We start from the raw sequence: 13,696 nt of genomic DNA, 5'->3' as shown, positions 1-13,696 counted from the left end.
AAACCCCCGTGGGAATACATTAGTGAGCGACCTCCTCTAACGCAAGGCGTGGCCTTGTTCTGAAAGGCCATAGACGGTCATGCTTACAGTCAGCAAGCTGAAGCGCTTGCACATCTGTGTTTCTTTCGCGCTGAAGGATGGCGAATGCATCGCCCTGCAGGGACCTTCCGGGGTCGGCAAAAGCCTGCTGCTTCGCGCCATCGCCGATCTCGATCCCAATGAGGGGGCGATCAAGCTGGACGGAACGCTCAGGGAAACCGTGCCGGCCCCGCTTTGGCGGAAGCAAGTGACCTACCTCGCCGCTGAGCCGGGCTGGTGGGCGGACACGGTGCAAAAGCATTTTGCCGCCTGGGATGATGCCATGCCGCTGGTCGCGCGACTGGGGTTACCGGCCAGCTGCGGAACCTGGCCCATCCAAAGACTTTCCACCGGAGAGAAGCAACGGCTGGGGCTTGCGCGGGCGCTGATGCTGCGATCGCGCGTGCTTCTGCTGGACGAGCCTACTTCGGCGCTCGACGCGACATCGACCGCGATCGTTGAATCGATCATTGCTGAGCGCGTCTCAAGCGGGACAGGTGTCATATGGAGTACTCACGATACCGCCCAGGCCCACCGCGTCGGATCGCGGTTGTTTGTGATGGGAGGCGACGGCCGCATCGAGGAGCATCAGCTTTGACCTACATCCAACTGACTTACAGTGATCTCATTCTGCCTGCGCTGCTCGTTCTCATGGACGGCGCTCTCTCGCTTGCGCTCCACCTTAAGCTTGAACGGCAACTCGCCGTCGCAACTGTGCGGATGGTCGTTCAGCTGGTGCTGGTCGGATATGTGCTCACCTTCCTGTTTGCTGCCGTCTCGCCTGTTTGGACGGCCCTCGCCGCCGCCATCATGGTTCTGTTCGCATCGCGCGAAATCGTCGTGCGGCAGAAGCGGCGGCTGCTAGGCTTTGGGACCTACGGCTTGGGCGCAGGATGCACGTTGATCGCTGCCGGCACCGTCACGATGTTTTCGCTTCTGACGCAGCTGCATCCCGAGCCCTGGTATCATCCGCGCTATGCGCTGCCGCTGTTGGGTATGATCCTGGGCAACACCATGACGGGGGTAAGCTTGGGCTTGGACGTGCTCACGAATGGCCTGATGCGCGAACGAGCGGCGGTAGAAGCCTGCCTTGCGCTGGGTGGCACGCGGTATCAGGCACTGCTGCCGGTCATGCGGGATGCGCTGCGAAGTGGCTTCATGCCCACCATTAACGGCATGGCGGCAATCGGTCTCGTTTCTCTGCCAGGAATGATGACTGGCCAGATCCTCGCCGGGGTCGAGCCGGTAGACGCCGTGAAATATCAGCTACTGATCATGTTCCTGATTGCCGGCGGAACGGGCCTCGGAACGTTGGCCGCCGTCATGGGCGGCGGACGCCTGCTCACGGATCATCGGCATCGATTGCGCCTGGACCGGATTGCTACCGAAACGGCGGGGTAAGGACTACTCTCATCGTCCACCGCCTTCATTTTGGCTGAGTCGCGGCGCTCAATTTGCGCTAAGATCAAGTGCAAATCGCACGTTGTAAGAAAAGTGGAACGGAGGCGGCGATGGCGTGTCAGGATCCGGTACGACGCTCGCTGCTGCTGACGGCTCTGGCCGCCGGGGCCTATCTGGCTGCCAAGCCAGCCGTGGCGGAGGAGGAGGATCAGCCAGGCAGCGATGAGCGACCGCAAAAGGGCGATTTTCTCGTTCACTCCGAAGGGGAACATGCCGGCGAAATCATCAAGCTGAATGATCTGGAGCTTGGCGGGCCGCCCGTGCACGCTTGGCCGAAGGACCCGAAGTCCTCGGTGATCCGCAAGGGATCGCGGCTCAATGAGATCGTCCTCGTAAGGCTTGATCCAGGCGAACTCGACGACGAGTCCCGATCGCGATCGGCCAACGGCGTCGTCGCTTATTCGCTGATTTGCACACACGCCGGATGTCCTGTCTCCGAGTGGGTGAAGGCATCAGAAGGCGACAAAAACGTTCTAAAATGTCCCTGTCACAACTCCGAATTTAATCCCCGAGAAAGTGCCCAAGTCGTATTCGGACCGGCGCCCCGCCGTCTGGCGGCACTTCCACTCGCGATCGCCGACGGCTCGCTGACGGTCGCCGCAGGGTTCGTCGGAAAGCTAGGCGGCCAGCCCGGAGGGTGATAGTCGCACGGTTAGGGACGCGATGTTGACCCAGCAGGCGGCCGGCTTAGCGCCGCTCCTTGACCTGACCGCTGCTGTCGACGACGAGCGATACGTCCTTGCCGTCCTTCATCGCCTTGACCGAAATGCCTTCAGCGCTGGATTTGATGTCACGGACTTGCGTGTAGCCGGCCGATTGAAGCTTGGCCAAGAGTTCCTGCTGGGTCAGGGCATGAGCCGGCGCGACGAGGCTGACCATCAGGCAGCAAAGGATCGCTTGGGAGATTGTGCGTACTGACATCATCTGCACTCCTTCTTGCAAGCGCCGCGATGATTCCCTGCGGCTTCGATTTTCACGGATTTGGCTCGCCCGCATTTTCAATCCCATTATCTGACGTGGGCGCTCTCGAAGAACCGGAGTGGAACGCCGAACGTCAAACCGGCACGAACTTCGTTGACCGGACGGTGATTGGTCAGCGCGTGGCGATAGGCGACATCGAAAGAGAGCTTGTCGCTCACCTGCCAGATCAAGCCTACGAGCCCGGAAAAGGTTTCCTCCTGGCCGAATTCCTTTTCGTAGAAAAATTCCGAGACCGGCCGCACCGTCCATTTCGACGGCCCCTCGATGATCGTGCCGAGGAAGACATCGGCATGATGGTCTCGCGTCAGTAGCGTTTCCGCGTTGAGGTGGATCGTTCCCCAGTCCCAGCGCTGCGAGATGATGGTTGCCCAGCTTGCGCCGACGCCGCTGTCGCCCGTACTGTCTGGCAGCAGCACACCGAATTCGGTCGCGATGCTCGGTCCGCTCTTGTCCTGCAGGCTGCCCGGTACCACGACATGCTTGAGGAACGCACCCGCTGCGATCAGGTTCGTCGGCCCCGAGGGCGACAGTGGCGTCTCGCCCTGCCCCTCGAACACCGCCTCCCATCCTTCGCTCAAGCCGAAATTCAGGACCGTCCATGGCGCGACCAGCGTCGGGGTGGCTCCGTCACGTCGGACGCCGGCCGGCTGCAGTTCGACTTCGAGTTCTCCGGGCGCGGCCACGGCGGCATCGGTGCCGTCGAACGGCCGGTAGGCGAAGGCACGGCCGGAGCATGCCGCGACACCGACAAAGATCAACGATGCCGCAGCGCATCGGACTGGAAACGACTCAGTGAGCATCTTCGTTCGTCCGCGGTCGACACCTCGGGGCGATGGGCGAAACAAGTACCGCCAGCAATGCAGCGGAAAGTTCATTCTCTCTCCTGCCTTTTGGCGATCTCGAGTTCGATCCGCTAATCGAGCGGCTCCGATACCCTCGAGAATCGTATTCCGGCCAGCAGAACAACCTCGACCACACTACTGAATGCTTGTTGGCAGCCAGTTCGGATAGCTGGCACGAGACCCCGCGCGTGCGAGAGAGCTCTTGCCGCAACCTGCCCCTACGGCGGCCAGCTACCGTACGCCGGAGCAAGCTGATTCTACTCAATCCTCGTCGTCCTCGTCGGCAACGCGCAACCGGCCGGTCTGCGCGTTGACTGCAACCTTTGTGGTTTGGCCACTTTTTGAGCCGATCGCTTCGAGATACCTTCCGTCACGAACGATCTGTACGTTCGACCAACCATCGGACTGCAGTTTCTGGCGCACCTGGTCCTCGGTGACCGGTTGATCGCCGGCGATGAAAACCGGGCCCTTACTGGGTTCGGCGGTCACCATAGCTGCGCCAGCTAATCCCAACAGCAGCAGACCACCACCGGCCAATATCCACTTTCGATCCATCGCGTTCTCCTCTTCGTGGTTTCGATTGCTCGAGCTTGCCGCCGGCGATCATCAGTCGTGGCGCTGAAGGGCTCTTCCCAGAACCTCTTCTGGATCGCTGTAGTCGCCGAACCGATCCTGGCCACATTGATTTTGCCAGCCTCTCAGCGCGCCACCACCGAAGAATTTCTGAAGTTGTTGTCAGAGAGCCGCGGCGATCGATGGATCGGTCACGTGCGCCCAGTTATGCCTGGACCCGCAAGTTGGCTAATCCAGCGGTTCGCTAATGCTCGAAAGTTTCTTCCCGTTCAAGAAACCAAGCGACGCAATAGGCTGCCCGTTTTTCAGTTCGGGCACGGCGCTCACCACAATGCTCTGTGCGCGGTATCCTTTTGCCTTGGCCACGGCAGCGGCCAGCGTTACCTTTGCCCTGTCAATCGCAGCTTTTTGTGCCTCGGCGTGCTCAAGGTCCTCGCCTTCGGTGATGGGCTCGACCTTGCTTATCTCGCCGGTCATGTGATCAACGATGACTTCGAAGAACTTCCCGTCTTTTGCGGTGTAGATCGAAAGCTGAAGCTTGCCATCTTCAGCCTCGAATTTTCCGGAGATTGGCTGGCCTTCCCGTTCGCTGGTCACCAGGGCCTGTTGCAAGCTAACCTTGGCAGAAGGTAACAATCTGACCAGAACGCCTTCGCCTTCATCATCACCCGCTGCGTGTCCGAGCCCGACGGACAATCTCGTCAGACCAACGATGACGAGCCCGGCAGCAGAAGTGATTAGGAACTTCCTGCGAATCATGGGTCCCTCCGTTCACTGACCTCAATGCCCCTCGCCCCGCACCGAAACCTGTCACTTGATCATCACCCACGCCGGCTGTAGCCACGGATAGGCAACGAGGCCGACGATCGCCGTGGCCGCAACGAGCATGGGATTGCTGACCTTCCAGCGGAACAGAACCGCGAGCGAGACGAGCGCGATCGCAATCGTCAGCCAATCACCAATGGCGATCTTTCCAAGCAGAATGCAGGCGCCCAAAATCGTGCCAATCGCCGCCGCGTAGGCACCCTTGACGAATCCCTGAACGTTCGGGTTTCCGCGGTGCCGCGCCAACAACGGGGCTGCGATCAGCACCAGCAAGAACGACGGCAGGAAAATGCCGACAGTCGAGACAAGCGACCCCCAGAAACCGGCGACTAGATAGCCGACGAAGGTCGCCGTGATGACGACCGGCCCCGGACTGATCATGCCGATCGCCACGGCGACCAAGAACTCCCTCTCGTTAAGCCAGCCATATTGCTGAACCAGCCCCTGCTCGAGGAACGGCACGATGACGAGCCCGCTGCCGAAAGTCAGTGACCCGGCCTTGAGGAAGAACAGCAAAAGCTTGCCAAGCGTGGAGCCAGTCACGACCGGGGTGACGGCCGGCGCGGCGGCCGGGATGACGACGATTTGCATCGCGGTCGAGGAACGCTTGAAGATGTTTCCGTAGTAGAGAATCCCGACAATGCCGGCGCCGATGAACAGCAGTGCCACTTCGGCCTGCAGGACGACGGTAACGACAAGGCAAACCCCGGCGATGGCCCACTGCAGCCAATCCTCCATGCCGAGCTTCGCGAGGCGATAGCAGGAGTGCAGGATGAGCGCGATGACCGCAGGGCTGACGCCATAGAAGATGGCCGTCACCGGCTGCAAGTCGCCGAGGTAGACATAGAGCGCGCCGAGCGCCGCCACGATGATGAAGTTTGGCAGGATGAAGCACCAGCCGCCGATCCAGGCACCCCAGAAGCCGCAGCGAAGCCAGGCGACATAGATGCCGACTTGGATCGCGAGCGGGCCGGGAAGCGACTGGCAGATGGCAATCGACTCCCGCATCTGCTCCTTGGTCAGCCACTTCTTGTCGCTGACCAGCTCCCGTTCCATTTGACCGACGAGCGCAACCGGGCCGCCGAAGCCGAGACAGCCAAGGCGGAGGAAGTACCGTGCCAGCTCACTCTTGCCATTGTGTTCTGTCTGCATTGTCGTCGTCACCTGTGCCCCTCTCTTGTGATCGGCGTGGCCCGCCGGAAACTCCAAACTCACTCGTGCGCTGCATGGCGTCGAGCGCCAGGGCGAAGGCGTCGCTGACGAGCTTCGGATCGCCATAGAAGACGAGGGTAGACGAGCCGGACGCTCGCGCTGACTCGCTGTCGCCAGGAGTCTGTTTGGACGCCCGCTCTTTTCTCTTGATCATCGCTGGCTCCTCATCGCTCCATTCCCTTGCAACTTCGAGCGCTCAGAACTGGCTATTCGCGATCCGAAATGGGCTCGAGAACGCCGACAGTCGTGAGGCCCGTTCCCCTTGGAGTCATGACAATCCATGAACCCGACGATGCCACCTCGAAGCACCCGTCATCCGGCTCCGGAAGGTCGAGGCAGAGATCGTCTGAACGAACGAACCATTTGCCTGTTAGCACCTTACCCATCGAGTAACTTCTGAACGTGCCGTCACGTTGGTAGACTTCGCGCCAGTGCACCTCATCGGTGAGCTGCCTGTCAGAAAATCGCGCGCGTATCTGTGCGCCCGACAACTTCTTCAACTCTTCGGCCGATGCACTGCCGCTCCAGAGCGTGAGCATGGCCAGCAATCCGACGGCGGCATATCCGACGCGTGTTCCCGCACGAGAATTGCCCATGCTTATGGCTTCGATTTGCACGACTTCAGACACATCTGGTACTCGGTCTTGCAGGCAGGGCCCGCGTAGTTCTTCATGCATGCCTTGTGCTGCTCGGCGCATACCTTGCAGGACGTTTGCGCCTCGGCCGCGCAATCGGCGGCCAGAAAGCCTGCCAGCATGGACAACGCAACGACGACTCGCTTCATCCCGGCCCCTCTTGACTCTGGTCCGTGTTGCTTGCTCCTCGCCTAACTCTTGGTGCTCGCGGTCTTGTCGAGTGCCGCACGCAGCCCTTTGGCCAGCTTGATCGCATCGTCATTGGCCCAGAAGTGCATGAAGAACAGGCGTGGCTGCTCGTTGAGCATGTGGTTGTGGACCGCCGTTACATCGATGTCGTTCGCCTTCAGCGCCTTGATCACAGGATTGACCTCGTCGGCGGTCAGCACGAAGTCGCCGGTGATAGCTGCCTTGCCGCTCCCCGTCGGCTGGAAATTGATGGACTGTGCCACACCCATCGGGCCGACCGGTGCGAGTTGCATCCCAGCTTCGCTGATCGGATCGCGCCGCGGAACGGCGAAGGCGTAGACACCGCCATTGTTCTGTCCCTTGGCGCCGATGATCTGATCGAGCTGGGCGGTATCGAGGTCGATGGCGGGCGGTGCGGCCGCTGCTGAGGGCGCCAGCGGCGTTTTGCTCACTGCCAGCGCGTCGCGGATGGCAGCAGCCATCTTCACGGGATCGCCATGACCGCCGACATGCATGTAGAAAGTCGCAGGGCTCGCCCGGAGCAGGTGATTGTGAACGGCGGTGATCTCAAGCCCGCCGGCGACCAGCTTCGCCATGACCGGATTGATCTCGGTTTCCAGCAGCACGAGGTCGCCCATCACCATGGCTTCGCCGTGCATCGGCATAAACGCGACCCAGCCACCGAGCGCAAGCGTCGGCTTGATGGTCACGCCATCCAAAGTGACTGTCAGATCGCTGCGCGGGAATCCATAGCGATGCACCTCGCCGGAAACTGCCGGCTTCCGACCGAAGATCTCATCGATCTTTTGCCACTCGATTGCCTGGGCATGCGCACTGGGGATGAACGGCTCGGTGAAGATGTTCCAGTCGATGGTCTGCGCATTCGCAATTGACGCGGATGACAGCGCCAGAATTGAAGCAGCCAGAAGATATCTGAGACACATGGTGAACCTCCATGGTTGGATAGAAGGGCCTCCGCCTGCAGCGTGCCCGGAAGGAGCGGACAGCGTCATTTTGAGAGACCCTCGTAAAGCCGTTCGACGGCGGGCCAATTGACGGCCGACATGAACGCGCCGACATAGTCGGCAGCCTTGGCGCCGTAATCGATGTGATAGGAATGCTCGTACATATCGAGCGCCAGGATCGGCGTGCTCCCGGCAAGCGTATGGCAGTGATCGGATGCCCATTGATTGACGAGCTTCCGGTCACGCGGCGACCACGTCAGCAGTACCCAGCCGGAGCCGCCACCGAGCGCCTTGCCCATGGCAACGAATTCGGCATTCCAGCGTTCATAGGTACCGAAATCGCGCGTGAGCGCAACCTTCAAGCTTCTTCCGGGCTCGCTTTCATCGCCAAGGCCATCGAAGAACATTTCGTGCAAGATCATTGAATTGCTTGCGATGAGTTGCTCACGCTTCAATCCGTTGAGCAGGAAGCCCGGCGCGATCGCGTAGTCGAGTTCAGCAAGCTTCTCATCGATCAGGTTTAGCCGCTTCACCGCGCCGCCATAGTTGTTCTCGTAATGGCTGATGATCATCCGCTCCGACATGCCACGGACGCGGCTCGGATCGCAGGAAAGGGGTTTCATGGTGTAGGTCATGGCAGCTTGCTGACGCATGTACCGGCAAGCAACCGGGCGGTGGGAACGCCGGCAGCCAAAGGCACAGTCGGATCAGAAAGCTTGCGGAAGAAGACTCGGATAACGGCAGACATGATGCGCCCTTGGTGAAAACCGGACGCGATTCTTGGGCATGTCGCCTCGTGGGGAGATCGCTTTCCCCATGCCGCATGTAAGTCCCGCAAAGACTAATTTGTCAACGGGGATCAGGGCTCTCTGCCGCGTGATCGCGGAGACTTGGACTGGGAGCTAATCCAGGGAACTTCGCTGTACCAAGACCGTCAATCTGCCTGCGCAGCCCGCCGCCCTTTCCCTTAAGATGCTTCCTTCAGATCAGGGCAGTTTGCCGGGCGAAATTTATTCGGCATCCCATACCGGTCGGGTGCCGACATCAGTGTCGGGGGCTTGATCACGGATGCGGACCCGCTCCCGCGCTAATCCAAGAAAAGCAGGATTGTGTGAACCAGATCATAGAGAATTCGCGCAGGAGGTACTTTTCTTCTCGTGCACAACTCGTCAGGCACTTCAAGAACAGAGAAATATTTTATGGCCTTCGCCTGTCGCAAGAGCTTGTTCCGGATGCAAGGTTAGCCTGACTTTTTCCGGCCGCACCCGCGGTGACGAACGACCGACGGCTTGACGGAGACGGCAATGAGAACAGCCAACTCCAAATATTCGGAATTCCCCAGCAAGATCGATCTTGGCAGACGGCACTTTCTCGAAAAGGTCGCCATGGCCAGCGCAACTGCAGCCGTCCTTTGGCCGGGATCGGCGAAAGCCGTCATGGAGCTGTGGGAGGAAGGCGACCCGCTCTGCAGCGTTCACTACGAGGCGCTGCCGAAACCGGACGGCTACGATCTGGACGTTGCGTATCTCGAAAGTTTCATCGGCGTGTCGAAGTCGCTAACCGGACTCGCCGAGCTCGACCGGCACATCGCAAACCAGTACATGGAACGCTTTGCTACCCATCCCCAGCTCTCAAAGAACCTGGACCTGCTGATACGGGCCTATCGAGCAATACCCGGGGGCAACCCGGGTGAGAATGAGGTCAAGCAGTCGATCTGGATGTCGTCGGATGCCGCCGTGCGAGCCGGCGCGAAGCAGCTCATCTATCTCTGGTACATTTCGGCCGTTTACATTCCGCTCGACATCACACCGGGCTCGAAGCCGCCGCTGCAAGATGATCCTGCCGACACTCGGAAGAAGATCTGGGTCTATGGCACGCCCGAGCAGTACAGCCGCGGCATGATCTGGCAGGTGATCCATGCGCACGCGCCGATGACGCCGGGCGGGCCTCGCCGCTAATGGGCCAGCAAGCCGCCGATCGTCTGACTGCCCTTCGATTGGCAACCACGCATTTTACTAGAAAGGTACTGACGCGAGACAGACGCCAAGAGCAGGAGAGTCCGGTTCTCGTGCCTGAACCGCAACGCTCCGGATCCGCGATCAATGGCTGCTCGGGAGACATGATCATGCGACCGATTCTCGAACATGCGGAATTCGACGTCGTTGTCATCGGTTCCGGCGTGGCTGGATGGTTGCGCATCAGGTCGCCAAGGACGGCTTCCGGGTCCTGATCCTGGCGGCCGGCGGTGTACCTCCCGACTCGCTCGGCCGCTGGGCCATGGTGCACAACTACACCAATTCTCCTTCCAAGGCGCCGGACTCGCCTTTCTGCGGTGATGATGTGCTGCCGGTCGATCCGAAGGTCGACCCGAAGACCGATCCCGGCAAATACCGTTTCCTGCAGCCGAGCCCGATCGAAGACGGCGGCAAGAACTATTACGACTACACCGTCGAAGCGATCGGAAAGAAGCGCTTCTTCAAGAGCTATTACGAGCGCATCGTTGGCGGCTCAACCTGGCATTGGCAGGGCATCTACATCCGGATGCTCCCCAACGACTTCAGGATGAAGACGCTCTACAAGGTAGGATTTGATTGGCCGATCACCTATCGCGAGCTCGAACCCTGGTACGTCAAAGCCGAATACGAGATGGGCGTTGCCGGCAGCGATGAGGAAAATGAAGACTATTACGAACGGAAGTGGGGAGCTTATCGCAGCGAACCGTTCCCGATGCCGGCCCTCGCGCCTAGCTTCCTCGACAATGAGCTCGCGCGCGTCATCAATGACAAGAAAGTTCCGGATCATGGTTTGCGGCTGAAGGTCAATACGGTCCCGCATGCGATCAACTCTCGACCCTATGCGGGCCGCCCCGAATGCGACGGCCACACGTCCTGTGTGCCCCTATGTCCGATCAAGGCGCGATACGAAGCCGTGGTTCATGTCGAGAAGGCATTGTCCGCGGGCGCCGTTCTGCGAACACAGGCGGTCGTCACCAAGCTCGATGTTGACTCCGAGCAGAGGTGGGTATCGCGCGTTTGGTACAAGCGGCCCGACGGAACCGAAGACCGCGCGTCAGGGCGCATCGTGGTGCTCGCCGCCAATGGCATCGAAAATTCCAGGATCCTGCTGTCGTCCGGGGCGGCCAATTCCAGTGACAAGGTCGGTCGCTATCTGATGGATCACCCCATCAAGCAATCTTTCGCACTGGCGCCCCAGCCACTCTTTCCCTTCCGCGGACCGCAGACCACCTCCGATATTGCGGCATTCCGCGACGGCGATTTTCGCGCGCGCTACGCCGGCTTCAAGACCTCGATCAAGAATGACGGCTGGGCGAGCACCAAAACGGGCTCCCCTCGCGGAAACTTCATTCCCCCGAAGGACCCGAGCGGCAATCAGAACCTCAACGGGACAATCCTGGATTTCGTCGAGAACTTTGCTCTGTTTGGAACCGATCTGCGGAAGAAAATCAACGATCACATGACCCGTCAGATCACGCTGAACAGCGCTTGCGAGCAGCTGCCGCGCGAGACCAATCGCGTAACGCTTTCCACCAATACAGATCGGCTCGGTATCGCGAAACCAATGATCAGCTACAATCTTGATGACGACGAGTACGTTCGCAACTCGTTCAAGACGGTCGTAGACGTTCACAAGTTCATCTTTGATCAGCTGGGCGCGACCGATCGTGTCATGCAGGCCGATCCGCCGGATACCACCATCGATGGTGGCTCCGGCCACATCATGGGTACGACGCTGATGGGCAGCGATCCCAAGACGTCGGTCGTTGACAAATATTGTCGGGCGCATGACCACCCGAACCTGTTTGTGCTGGGCAGCAGCGTATTTCCTACCAGCTCAACGGCGAACCCCACGTCTACTGTCGCGGCTCTGGCGTTGAGAGCCTCAGAAACGATCAAGGAACAGTTGAAGGGCTGAGCGCCGACGGAAAGCCTTGGTTTGCCGTAGGGTGCTTCGGAGAAACAGAATTCTTGAATTTCGCTTACTTATTGGCAGGGGGAGTTATCAATGCCGGCAGGATTGCTCGAAGTGGACGGCACAATTGAGCTCAAACAGTTCTGGCCAAGCGGTCAATCGGACGCTGACACTACAAAAGTCATTTTAAGCGTCGGGCCCGACGCGATTAAGTTCCGCAAGGACAGCTCTTCGCCATTTCACCCGACGCATGTGTTCAACAATGCGAAGGTCAAGGGCAAGTTTAGTACTCCGCCCATCAAGAACGGAAAAGTCACAATCCGACTGCAGGGAATCGATGCGACCGAGCTCCATTATCAGCCATCTGCGCTCTCAGCGAAGGAGAAGAACGGCTTGAGCGCGACGAAGCTGGCGGCATACAAAGGTCTCATCCACTTCTATCGTCAGCTACTGGGGGCCACATCGGCGAAGGCACTCCACGACTTTCTTACGTCGACGGGAAAGACGGTCCTCGACTGTCGGGTTGTGACCCAAGTGGATACCCCAAACGAGGTGTTGACACTTACGGACGGCTGGTTGGCGACATCGAAGTGACGGTGAACGGCCAGGCGGTAAATCTGAATCACTGGCTGGTCGAGCATGGCTGGGCATATCCTACGTTCTACTCAAGCATGACCAATGACGAAATCAATGCGCTTCTCGCCCTTGCAAAAACCGCACGGTCAAAGAAGACGCTTGTGTGGACGTTTCTGTCCAATACGATTGGTCCCTTCGATTTCAATCTGCGCGAACCAAAGGTCGGCGACCTCAGCGTGCTGGCCACGGACAAGGGACCTGCCATCTTTCCCAAGCTTTATCGGCGCTATACCAACTGGTCGGCGCGCAAGAAGGCGCAAGTCACAGGTCAGAATTTCCAGGCGTTTCTAGCGGCCGGATCCGGCGGAAGGCCCGACATCTGCTTCGTACTCGCTGATTTCCTGGCCACTGGCGTCCATTCGGCGATTCCCCACAACTTTGCCGACTTTGTGTTGGGCGGGAAGACAACCAAGTTCGCCCCAGACAGCTTGGTTTTCAAGGAGGCGCCTTCCACGTTGCTCGGGCCGGACAACAAACCCATCACCCACTTCTGAGTCTAGTACGCGCGATCATCGGCCCAATATCCTCGCGCATGGTCATGATTGACCTCCTTCAAATGTTGCAGGGGAAGGGAGTCCCTGGGCCCGGACCCACCACCAGATCAACAGGGGGAAGTCCGCCCAGGAACCAGACCAGAGTCCGATTGGCGTCGGCCACCAATGGTCTTCAGCCGTCCTCGGCGGAGATCATCGAACGGCTCCGACTGGACCGCCTCGTTGCATCTGGCATCTCTCCTAGAGTCGTGCGAGGTAGTGCGCCAGCGCCGAGATATCGTCCTGGCTCAGGGGATAGGCGACCTCGGCCATCGCGGCTACACCGCCGCCGGATCGAACGCCGGCTTTGTAGTCGTGGAGCGCCTTCGCAAGATACTCCTCGCGTTGACCCGCAATGCGGGCGACAGCCTTGCTGCCAGCGTAGTTGTCGCCGTGACAAGAGGCGCACCGCCCGGCCGCAGCCGCCTTCTTGCCGGCTTCGGTCAAGTCGGGATGATCGTCGGGCACCTTCGCCGCGACTGGATCGGAAGGCTTGAGCGAAGAGAAGTAAGCGCTGAGGTCGCGGACATCTTCGTTGCTGAGTTGTTCCGCGATTGGTCCCATGACCTCATTCTTACGCGCACCGCTGCGGAAGAAAACCAGCTGCCATTGTAAGAACTGATCAGGTTGCGCCGCCAATGACGGCGTGTTCTCGGTGGCGGAGACACCTTTGTCACCGTGACACCCCGCACAGGCCTCTGCCTTGTTCTTTCCGGCCTCAGCTTCCGCCGCAAGGACTTGCATTGGTGCGAAGGTCACTAGTGCAACAAGGACTAGTAGCGACGTCGGTCTAAGACATTTCATCCCGCCGCTCCCTCGTCCGCCAACAGCATCTC

18 protein-coding genes are annotated in these 13,696 nt (G+C 59.7%); 7 read left to right on the top strand and 11 right to left on the bottom strand.

Annotated elements, in window-relative coordinates; genetic code table 11:
• Positions 1 to 79: 79 nt before the first annotated feature.
• The 3 genes from AC5ZG1_RS38725 (at position 80) to AC5ZG1_RS38715 (ending at position 2,180) form a co-directional block, all read left to right on the top strand.
• Positions 80 to 676, top strand: coding sequence for an ABC transporter ATP-binding protein (locus AC5ZG1_RS38725; protein ID WP_496136047.1), 597 nt, complete (start codon positions 80 to 82; stop codon positions 674 to 676).
• A complete protein-coding gene (locus AC5ZG1_RS38720) occupies positions 673 to 1,479 on the top strand; it encodes an ABC transporter permease (protein WP_496136046.1) in 807 nt (268 codons plus the stop codon). Before AC5ZG1_RS38725 ends, AC5ZG1_RS38720 begins: the two co-directional genes overlap by 4 nt.
• 110 nt (positions 1,480 to 1,589) lie before the next feature.
• Positions 1,590 to 2,180 carry a QcrA and Rieske domain-containing protein gene (locus tag AC5ZG1_RS38715; RefSeq protein WP_496136064.1) on the top strand — a complete coding sequence of 197 codons (591 nt, stop codon included), beginning with the start codon at positions 1,590 to 1,592 and terminating at the stop codon, positions 2,178 to 2,180.
• A 46-nt stretch (positions 2,181 to 2,226) separates the two neighbouring features.
• Here AC5ZG1_RS38715 and AC5ZG1_RS38710 read toward each other — a convergent pair whose 3' ends face one another.
• From AC5ZG1_RS38710 to AC5ZG1_RS38665, 10 genes are all read right to left on the bottom strand, one after another.
• Entirely contained in the window at positions 2,227 to 2,460 is a 234-nt protein-coding gene (locus AC5ZG1_RS38710) for a hypothetical protein (RefSeq protein ID WP_496136045.1), read from the bottom strand.
• Positions 2,461 to 2,546: 86 nt separating this feature from the next.
• On the bottom strand, positions 2,547 to 3,320 hold the full coding sequence (locus AC5ZG1_RS38705) for a hypothetical protein (protein ID WP_496136044.1): 774 nt from the start codon (positions 3,318 to 3,320) through the stop codon (positions 2,547 to 2,549).
• Positions 3,321 to 3,623: 303 nt separating this feature from the next.
• Positions 3,624 to 3,917, bottom strand: coding sequence for a hypothetical protein (locus tag AC5ZG1_RS38700; RefSeq protein ID WP_496136043.1), 294 nt, complete (start codon positions 3,915 to 3,917; stop codon positions 3,624 to 3,626).
• A gap of 246 nt (positions 3,918 to 4,163) precedes the next feature.
• Complete coding sequence (locus AC5ZG1_RS38695) at positions 4,164 to 4,694, bottom strand: PepSY domain-containing protein (RefSeq protein ID WP_496136041.1); 531 nt, start codon at positions 4,692 to 4,694, stop codon at positions 4,164 to 4,166.
• Between the two features lie 51 nt (positions 4,695 to 4,745).
• Positions 4,746 to 5,912: a chromate efflux transporter gene (chrA, locus tag AC5ZG1_RS38690; protein ID WP_496136040.1), complete on the bottom strand. Its 1,167-nt coding sequence runs from the start codon at positions 5,910 to 5,912 to the stop codon at positions 4,746 to 4,748.
• The gene (locus AC5ZG1_RS38685) at positions 5,884 to 6,126 is read right to left on the bottom strand and encodes a hypothetical protein (protein ID WP_496136039.1); all 243 of its coding nucleotides are present in this window, start codon (positions 6,124 to 6,126) and stop codon (positions 5,884 to 5,886) included. Before AC5ZG1_RS38685 ends, chrA begins: the two co-directional genes overlap by 29 nt.
• A 52-nt stretch (positions 6,127 to 6,178) precedes the next feature.
• Positions 6,179 to 6,601: a hypothetical protein gene (locus tag AC5ZG1_RS38680; protein ID WP_496136038.1), complete on the bottom strand. Its 423-nt coding sequence runs from the start codon at positions 6,599 to 6,601 to the stop codon at positions 6,179 to 6,181.
• Positions 6,571 to 6,756 carry a hypothetical protein gene (locus tag AC5ZG1_RS38675; protein WP_028162934.1) on the bottom strand — a complete coding sequence of 62 codons (186 nt, stop codon included), beginning with the start codon at positions 6,754 to 6,756 and terminating at the stop codon, positions 6,571 to 6,573. Before AC5ZG1_RS38675 ends, AC5ZG1_RS38680 begins: the two co-directional genes overlap by 31 nt.
• Positions 6,757 to 6,798: 42 nt before the next feature.
• Complete coding sequence (locus tag AC5ZG1_RS38670) at positions 6,799 to 7,740, bottom strand: DUF1259 domain-containing protein (RefSeq protein WP_496136037.1); 942 nt, start codon at positions 7,738 to 7,740, stop codon at positions 6,799 to 6,801.
• A gap of 65 nt (positions 7,741 to 7,805) precedes the next feature.
• Positions 7,806 to 8,396 carry a superoxide dismutase gene (locus AC5ZG1_RS38665; protein ID WP_496136036.1) on the bottom strand — a complete coding sequence of 197 codons (591 nt, stop codon included), beginning with the start codon at positions 8,394 to 8,396 and terminating at the stop codon, positions 7,806 to 7,808.
• A gap of 669 nt (positions 8,397 to 9,065) precedes the next feature.
• Here AC5ZG1_RS38665 and AC5ZG1_RS38660 point away from each other — a divergent pair.
• From AC5ZG1_RS38660 to AC5ZG1_RS38645, 4 genes are all read left to right on the top strand, one after another.
• Complete coding sequence (locus AC5ZG1_RS38660) at positions 9,066 to 9,719, top strand: twin-arginine translocation signal domain-containing protein (RefSeq protein WP_496136035.1); 654 nt, start codon at positions 9,066 to 9,068, stop codon at positions 9,717 to 9,719.
• A 229-nt stretch (positions 9,720 to 9,948) separates the two neighbouring features.
• Positions 9,949 to 11,694, top strand: a complete 1,746-nt coding sequence (locus tag AC5ZG1_RS38655; RefSeq protein WP_496136034.1) for a GMC family oxidoreductase — start codon at positions 9,949 to 9,951, stop codon at positions 11,692 to 11,694.
• Positions 11,695 to 11,784: 90 nt separating this feature from the next.
• Complete coding sequence (locus tag AC5ZG1_RS38650) at positions 11,785 to 12,285, top strand: hypothetical protein (RefSeq protein WP_496136033.1); 501 nt, start codon at positions 11,785 to 11,787, stop codon at positions 12,283 to 12,285.
• Positions 12,282 to 12,821, top strand: coding sequence for a hypothetical protein (locus AC5ZG1_RS38645; protein WP_496136032.1), 540 nt, complete (start codon positions 12,282 to 12,284; stop codon positions 12,819 to 12,821). The genes AC5ZG1_RS38650 and AC5ZG1_RS38645 overlap by 4 nt, the downstream gene beginning before the upstream one ends.
• 240 nt (positions 12,822 to 13,061) lie before the next feature.
• Here AC5ZG1_RS38645 and AC5ZG1_RS38640 read toward each other — a convergent pair whose 3' ends face one another.
• Entirely contained in the window at positions 13,062 to 13,604 is a 543-nt protein-coding gene (locus AC5ZG1_RS38640; RefSeq protein ID WP_456645076.1) for a c-type cytochrome, read from the bottom strand.
• Positions 13,605 to 13,696: the final 92 nt, after the last annotated feature.

Source organism: Bradyrhizobium sp. Leo78 (assembly GCF_059512425.1).
The sequence above is the reverse complement of the archived record's forward strand: the minus strand, read 5'-3'. Positions and strand labels throughout refer to the sequence as shown.